Annotated in this window: 8 protein-coding genes; 5 read left to right on the plus strand and 3 right to left on the minus strand. The window is 68.3% G+C overall.

Annotated elements, in window-relative coordinates; all coding sequences use genetic code 11:
* Window positions 1-10: 10 nt before the first annotated feature.
* Window positions 11-1195, minus strand: a complete 1185-nt coding sequence (moeB, locus tag AC5RUP_RS14700; RefSeq protein WP_494154343.1) for a molybdopterin-synthase adenylyltransferase MoeB — start codon at window positions 1193-1195, stop codon at window positions 11-13.
* Between the two features lie 118 nt (window positions 1196-1313).
* Between moeB and AC5RUP_RS14705 the strand changes: the two genes are divergently transcribed.
* Genes AC5RUP_RS14705 through AC5RUP_RS14715 form a run of 3 tightly spaced genes read left to right on the plus strand, consistent with a single transcriptional unit; the run spans window position 1314 to window position 2522 of the window.
* Window positions 1314-1934 (plus strand): TetR/AcrR family transcriptional regulator, encoded by a 621-nt coding sequence (locus tag AC5RUP_RS14705; RefSeq protein WP_494000274.1) that lies wholly within the window; start codon window positions 1314-1316, stop codon window positions 1932-1934.
* A gap of 57 nt (window positions 1935-1991) precedes the next feature.
* On the plus strand, window positions 1992-2216 hold the full coding sequence (locus AC5RUP_RS14710) for a DUF3107 domain-containing protein (protein ID WP_136784705.1): 225 nt from the start codon (window positions 1992-1994) through the stop codon (window positions 2214-2216).
* Window positions 2217-2222: 6 nt separating this feature from the next.
* Window positions 2223-2522 carry a hypothetical protein gene (locus AC5RUP_RS14715; protein ID WP_494154342.1) on the plus strand — a complete coding sequence of 100 codons (300 nt, stop codon included), beginning with the start codon at window positions 2223-2225 and terminating at the stop codon, window positions 2520-2522.
* Between the two features lie 23 nt (window positions 2523-2545).
* On the opposite strand, the gene AC5RUP_RS14720 is transcribed toward AC5RUP_RS14715, so the two are convergent.
* The gene (locus AC5RUP_RS14720) at window positions 2546-2881 is read right to left on the minus strand and encodes a 4a-hydroxytetrahydrobiopterin dehydratase (protein WP_494154341.1); all 336 of its coding nucleotides are present in this window, start codon (window positions 2879-2881) and stop codon (window positions 2546-2548) included.
* A gap of 98 nt (window positions 2882-2979) precedes the next feature.
* Window positions 2980-3675 carry a ferritin-like fold-containing protein gene (locus tag AC5RUP_RS14725; RefSeq protein WP_494012558.1) on the minus strand — a complete coding sequence of 232 codons (696 nt, stop codon included), beginning with the start codon at window positions 3673-3675 and terminating at the stop codon, window positions 2980-2982.
* A gap of 51 nt (window positions 3676-3726) precedes the next feature.
* On the opposite strand from AC5RUP_RS14725, the gene AC5RUP_RS14730 reads away from it, so the two are divergent.
* The gene (locus tag AC5RUP_RS14730) at window positions 3727-5274 is read left to right on the plus strand and encodes an RNB domain-containing ribonuclease (protein WP_494154340.1); all 1548 of its coding nucleotides are present in this window, start codon (window positions 3727-3729) and stop codon (window positions 5272-5274) included.
* 325 nt (window positions 5275-5599) lie between these two features.
* Window positions 5600-7030, plus strand: a 1431-nt coding sequence (locus AC5RUP_RS14735; protein ID WP_494158704.1) for a DEAD/DEAH box helicase, incomplete at its 3' end; no start/stop codon positions are given.

Here is a 7030-nt window from a genome sequence, read left to right on the forward strand (position 1 = left end):
GGCGTGACCTTTAGTACACCGGTTTCGAGGGCTCCACCTCCCTGACCCACGCCAGGATACCGCCGTCGAGATGGGATACCCGCGTGTAGCCGCGCGCCAGCAGGCTCTGCAGGACTTCGGCCGAGCGCGCGCCCGACTTGCAGTGGAAAACCAGGTCCGTGTCCCGGGGCAGGTCCTCGAGGGCCTCGCCGGAGAGGATGCGTCCCTTCGGAACCAGGACGGCGCCCGGAATGTTCACCACTTCGTATTCGCCCGGTTCGCGGACGTCGATCAGCTCGAAGCCGCCCCTGCCGGCATCGCGGTCGGCCAGCATCCGGGACAGGGTGCGGGCGTCCACCGCATGGTCGGCATCGACCCGGGGCGCGGGCGCCACCCCGCAGAACGCCTCGTAGTCGGCGAGCGCGGTGATCGGCTCGGCGTCGGGGTCCTTGCGCACCTTCAGCTCCCGCCAGCTCATCTGGAGGGCATTGAAGACCAGGACGCGGCCCAACAGCGTCTGCCCGATGCCGGTGATCAGCTTGATCGCCTCATTGACCATCACGGAGCCGATCTGCGCGCACAGGACGCCGAGAACGCCGCCCTCGGCGCAGGACGGCACCGAACCGGGCGGCGGCGCCTCCGGATAGAGATCGCGGTAGTTCGGCCCGTGGGTGTCCCAGAAGACACTCACCTGCCCGTCGAACCTCAGGATGGATCCCCACACGTAGGGCTTGCCCAGCAGCGCGGCGGCGTCGTTGACCAGATACCGGGTGGCGAAGTTGTCCGTGCCGTCCAGGATGACGTCGTAGCCGGCGAAAATCTCCAGGACGTTGCCGGTGTCCAGCCGGACCTCGTGCAACACCACGTCCACGCCGGGGTTCAGCGCCAGGATGCTGTCCCGTGCCGAGGCCGCCTTGCTGCGCCCCAGGTCCGCCACGCCATGGATGACCTGGCGCTGCAGGTTGCTCGCTTCCACCTCGTCGTCGTCCACGATCCCGATCCGGCCCACCCCCGCCGCGGCCAGATACAGCATGGCCGGCGATCCGAGGCCGCCGGCGCCGATCACCAGCACCTTGGCGTTCTTCAGCCGCAGCTGGCCGGCCATGCCGACTTCGGGGATGATCAGGTGCCGCGAATACCGCTCGGTCTCGGCCTTGCTGAGGGACTCTGCCGGTTCCACCAGCGGCGGCAGCTGCCGGGTCTCCAAGGTGCTCATTCTTCCAATCTACGCCCCAGCCGGTTGCTGGTGCGTAGACTGGTCGGGACTGACACTTACTGCACCGTGGCGCTGTAAGTTTTCCCGACCGCAGCGCCGGAAGAGGCCGTGTAATACCGTGACGACAGAACCCCGTTCAGCCGCCAAGCCCACCCGACTGCCGCGGGAGGAACGACGGCGCCAGCTGCTGCAGGCGGCACACGAGGTCTTCGTGGTCAATGGCTACCATGCGGCGGCGATGGACGAGATCGCCGACGCAGCGAACGTGAGCAAGCCGGTGCTCTACCAGCACTTCCCCGGCAAGCGGGAGCTCTACCTGGCCCTGCTGGATCACCATCTGGAATCGCTGAACGCGATGCTGATGGCTGCGCTGAACTCGACGACGGACAACAAACTCCGCGTGCACGCCACCATCCGGGCCTACTACCAGTTCATCGCCCAGGACAGCCAGGCGCACCGGCTGGTCTTCGAATCCGACCTGAACAACGACCCCGACGTGAGCGGCCGCTTGGAGGACTTCAATGCGCGGCTGGCCAGCGCCATCGCCGGCGTCATCGCCGAGGACACCAAGCTGTCGGCGGTCGAGGCCACGCTGCTGGGCCGGGCCCTGGCCGGCATGGCGCAGATCAGTGCCCGGCACTGGCTGCGCTCGGGCGGGGAACTGGACCAGGACGCCGCGAGCGAACTGATCTACCGTTTAGCTTGGCGCGGAATTTCACGCTTCCCGAAGGAACCCTAGGATAGATTCGCCAGTAGGGAACCCACCCGGCTTACAGCATTACCAGGAGGCATCAGCGTGGAAGTGAAGATCGGCATGCAGAACGTCGGCCGTGAAATCGTGCTCGATTCGTCGCAGTCGCCGGACGAGGTGGCCGAGATCGCGAGCCGCGCCATGAACGGCGGCGCCGAACTGCGCCTGACCGACGCCAAGGGACGCTTGGTCATCATCCCGTCCAATGTCCTCGCCTACGTCGAGATCGGCGCCGAGGGGCCGCGCCCCGTCGGATTCGGCGCCCTCTAACCACCCATGGTCGCACTGGTCCTGCTGGTGCTCGTCGCCGCCGCCGTCGGCTTCACTGCCTGGGCGGTGGGCCGGCGGCGCCATGCCTACGGGGTGCTGCTGCTGCCCGGGATAGCGGTGGCGGCGGCGGTGCTGCTCTGGCTCGTCCTCATGGCCGCCGGACTGGGCTCCGAACCGGGCGTGCACTTCCTGTCCTGGCTGCTGCCGATGGCCGTTTCCGTTCCGGCCGCGTGGGCCGGTGCCTGGTGGATCGGACGCCGCCGCGCGCAGCGGGATACCGAACGGCTCACCGCACTGCTGGGCTGAACGAAGCCAGCCGGGGCAGGAAGCTAGCCGGGATAGCTGTCCGGGTCTGCGTCCGCGCCGAGCTTCCGGGCCAGCACGCTCACCGCTGCCGCCGCGGACACGTCACGGGTGGTGACTTCGGAATCGGCGTCATGCGACGTGAAGCGCAAGAAGACCTTGTTGTACCGCCAGTCCAGGTCCGGGTGATGCCGCTGCTCCTCGGCCAGGTCGCCCACGGCGGCAATGAAGTTCAGGGCCTCGCGCCCATTGTCCAGCTTGAACGAGCTGACCAGCGCTCCGTCCGCGTAGCGCCACTGCGGCAACCCGCGCAGCTGCCGGTCGATTTCCTCACTGCCGAGTACGTCTTTCGCACGTCCCACGATGCCTCCCGGTTGCGCGGCGGTCTGCGGCTGCCGCGGCTTGCGGCCGCCTGTGCCGCCAGCCTACCGGCGAACCCAACCGCGTTGAAGGCCCGCGCTCACGCCGTCAGGCCCAGGTCATTCATGCGGCGCGAATGGTTCTGGGTCAGCCGGGCAAACAGCTCTCCGGTGGCCTGCGCCTGCCGGTCGGGATCCTGCCCCCGCATCAGCTCGCTGAGCACGGCGCGCTCAATTCCGATCCTCTGGGCCTGGGTCAAGGCCTCCCCCACCAGCCTGCGCCCCCACAGCGCCAGCCGCGAGGCCAGCCGCGGATCGTCGGCCAGCACCTGCTGCAGCCGGGCCGCGATCATGGAGATCTGCTCGGTGTTTTCCTTGATCCGGGCGACCAGCTTCTGCGTCTCGCTGTCGAGGGCCCCGGCGATGTGCAGGTAGAAGTCGCCCAGCACGCCGTCGGTGACGTAGGCCTTCATCAGGGACTCGTACCAGTCGGCCGGGCGCGTCCGGTCGTGGAAGGCATCGATGGAGGGCTGGAACGGGGCCATGGCCGTTTCCACGTCCACGCCGAGCTGCTCCAGCTGCGCGGCCACGGCCTCGAAATGTTCAAACTCGGTCACCGCGAGCCGGCCGACGGCGGCCCGGTCATGCAAGGTGGGCGAAAAGCGTGCGTCGGAGGAAAACCGCTCGAAGGCGGACAGCTCGCCGTAGGCCATCACGCCGTACAGATCGATCAGGAATTGCCGGCGGCGGCCGGAATCCTCGCCGGGCGCTGCGGGAACGGTGCTCACGGTGCTCATAAATCCAAGGGTAGCGTCCCATTTCGACGCGGCTGCCGTTAGGCTAACCGTGTGCCTTACCCGCATTTGGACCCGAAGGTCAACGAGTCCCAGCATCTGCTGGCACGGGTGCTGAAGGACCTGCGGACAGAGTTCGACCTGCCGCAGGAATTCGACGCGGGCGCACTCGCGGAGGCCCGGGCCGCCGTGGCCGCCCATCGGCTGCCGGAGACCGATCTGACCGCACTGGAATTCGTGACCATCGATCCGCCCGCGTCCACCGACTTGGACCAGGCCCTGTACATCGAGTCCACCGACGGCGGTTACACGGTCTGGTATGCGATCGCCGACGTCCCCTCCTTTGTGGAGGCCGGCGGTGAACTGGATGCCGAAACGCGGCGGCGGGGCCAGACGATCTACGCCCCGGACGGACGGATCCCGCTGCATCCGGACGTCATCGGGGAACAGGCCGGGTCGCTGCTGGCGGACCAGCTGCGGTCGGCCTACGTGTGGCGATTCGAGCTCGACGCCGCTGCGCGCGTCACGGGGGCCACGCTAGAACGCGCCAGGGTGCGCAGCCGGGCCAAGCTGAACTACGAGCAGGTGCAGCAGGACATCGATTCGGGCGACGCGGCGCCCACCCTGCTGCTGCTGAAGGAAGTGGGCAGCAAGCGGGTGGAGCTCGAACGCGAGCGCGGCGGGGCGAGCCTGAACGTCCCCGACCAGGAGATCGCCCATGACGGCCGCCACTACTTCATTGTCACCCGGCCCCCGTTGCCGGTGGAGGACTGGAACGCCCAGATATCGCTGATGACCGGGATGGCCGCGGCCAAGATCATGCTGGAGGGCAGGATCGGGATCCTGCGCACCATGCCGGGCCCCGACGCCGACGCCGAGGCCCAGTACCGCCGGCAGACCGAGGCGCTGGGGTTCCCGTGGCCGCACGAGATGGCCTACGGCGACTATCTGCGCAGCCTGGACACCACCGATCCCAAACAGCTGGCCCTGATGCACGGGGCCACCGCCCTCTTCCGCGGTGCCGGCTACACGCCGTTCGTCGGCGAGCTCCCGCCCGAACGGCAGCAGGCCGCCATCGCCGCCCCCTATGCGCACGCCACGGCGCCCCTGCGGCGGCTGGTGGACCGTTTCGTGCTGGTGATCTGCCATGCCCTGTGCGCCGGCGAACCCGTCCCGCAGTGGGCCCAGGACGCGCTGGAGGAATTGCCCAAGCTGATGGCGGCCTCCGACCAGCTGGCGGGACGGGTGGACCGCGCTGCCTTGGACGCCGTTGAAACGGCGCTGCTGAGCCACCGCGTCGGGGAAGAGTTCGACGCCGTCGTCATCACCGGCACCCGGTACCCGGGCAACGGCAACGGCAACGGCAACGGCGCCGGCGGCCGCAACGGGAACGGCAACGGCAACGGCAACGGGAAAGTCCTGGTGGCCGGCAGGGGCAAAGGCAACGGCGGCCAGGAGCCGTACGGCGTGGTCCAGCTCAGCGACCCGCCGGTCACCGCACGGTGCTCGGGAATCCTGGCGGCAGGGGCCACGGTGCGCGTTCGATTGACCGTGGCGGACATCGAGGAACGGCGCCTGCACTTCGAACTCGCCGACGGTTGATGCCCCGCACGGTGCGCCGCACGGCCCGGTTTGCCAACGACCGGTAGACTTAACCGTGTAGTACTGGATGCCCGGTCGTTGATTGAGTGAAGTGAATCCATCAACAGATCCGTCCCTACGCGATCTTTAACCTCCTTGGCTGCCTCGTTGGCCGGCCGGGAAAGCAGTTGTTAGCCCGCGATCGGCTTCCACTGGTTGCGCCACGCTTCCGCCTTGTTCCGCTCCCGCAGCACCTGCGGGACCGTTGAGCACCGCCGGCGTCGGCGCCTGAATGAACGGTATGTAATTGAACACTGAAAATATCCAGGTGGCTGGCGAACAGCTCATCCACGCTGACAACAGCGCCGAAGAACTGGTCGTCGAGGCCGTGCTGGCCTCCGACGAACGCCCCCACGAACTGCCCAAGCAGACCTTCGCCGACTTCAACGTCCGCGCGGACATCGTGCGGTCGCTTTTCGACGCCGGCATCACCCACCCCTTCCCGATTCAGGCCATGACCCTGCCGGTGGCCCTCGGCGGCCACGACATCATCGGCCAGGCCAAGACCGGTACGGGCAAGACCCTGGGCTTCGGCATCCCCGCGCTGCAGCGGGTGGTGGGACCTGACGACGACGGCTTCGACAAGCTTCCGGTGCCCGGTGCGCCGCAGGCCCTGATCGTTGTGCCGACACGCGAACTGGCCGTGCAGGTGGGCAACGACCTGATGACCGCCTCCAAGCAGCGCAACGCCCGCGTCGCCGTCATCTACGGCGGCCGCGCCTACGAGCCCCAGATCGAGCTGCTGCAGAAGGGCGTGGAGGTCGTGGTCGGCACCCCCGGCCGGTTGATCGACCTGCACCGCCAGAAGCACCTGAGCCTGAAGAACGTCCGCATCGTGGTCCTGGACGAAGCCGACGAGATGCTGGACCTGGGCTTCCTGCCGGACGTCGAGACGCTGCTGGCCGCGACCCCGGCCGTGCGCCAGACCATGCTCTTCTCCGCCACCATGCCCGGACCGGTCATCGCCATGGCCCGGCGGTACATGACGCAGCCGACGCACATCCGCGCCGCCGACCCGGATGACGAAGGCATCACCAAGAAGGACATCCGCCAGGTTGTCTACCGCGCACACAACCTGGACAAGGACGAGGTGGTGGCCCGCATCCTGCAGGCCGAGGGCCGCGGCCGGACCATCATCTTCACCAAGACCAAGCGCACGGCCGCCAAGCTGTCCGAGGAGCTGATCGACCGCGGGTTCGCCGCCGGCGCCATCCACGGCGACCTCGGCCAGGGTGCCCGCGAACAGGCGCTGCGCGCGTTCCGCAACAACAAGGTGGACGTGCTGGTCGCGACCGACGTCGCTGCCCGCGGCATCGACGTCGAAGACGTCACCCACGTCATCAACTTCCAGTGCCCCGAAGACGAGAAGGCCTACCTGCACCGGGTGGGCCGGACCGGCCGCGCCGGCAACAAGGGCACCGCCGTCACCTTCGTGGACTGGGACGACGTCCCGCGCTGGGGCCTGATTAACAAGGCCCTCGGCCTGGATGTACCGGAACCGCAGGAGACCTACTCCTCCTCCCCGCACCTGTTCACCGACCTGAACATTCCCGAAGGCACCAAGGGCAGGCTTCCGCGCAGCCAGCGCAAGCTCGCCGGCATCGACGCCGAAAAGCTCGAAGACCTGGGCGAGACCGGAAAGCACCCGGCGCGCTCCGGCGGCCAGCGGCAGGACGGCGGCCGGGGCGGCGCCCGCCGCGGCGGCGCACGCCAGGGC

Source organism: Arthrobacter sp. Y3223151 (genome assembly GCF_059091125.1).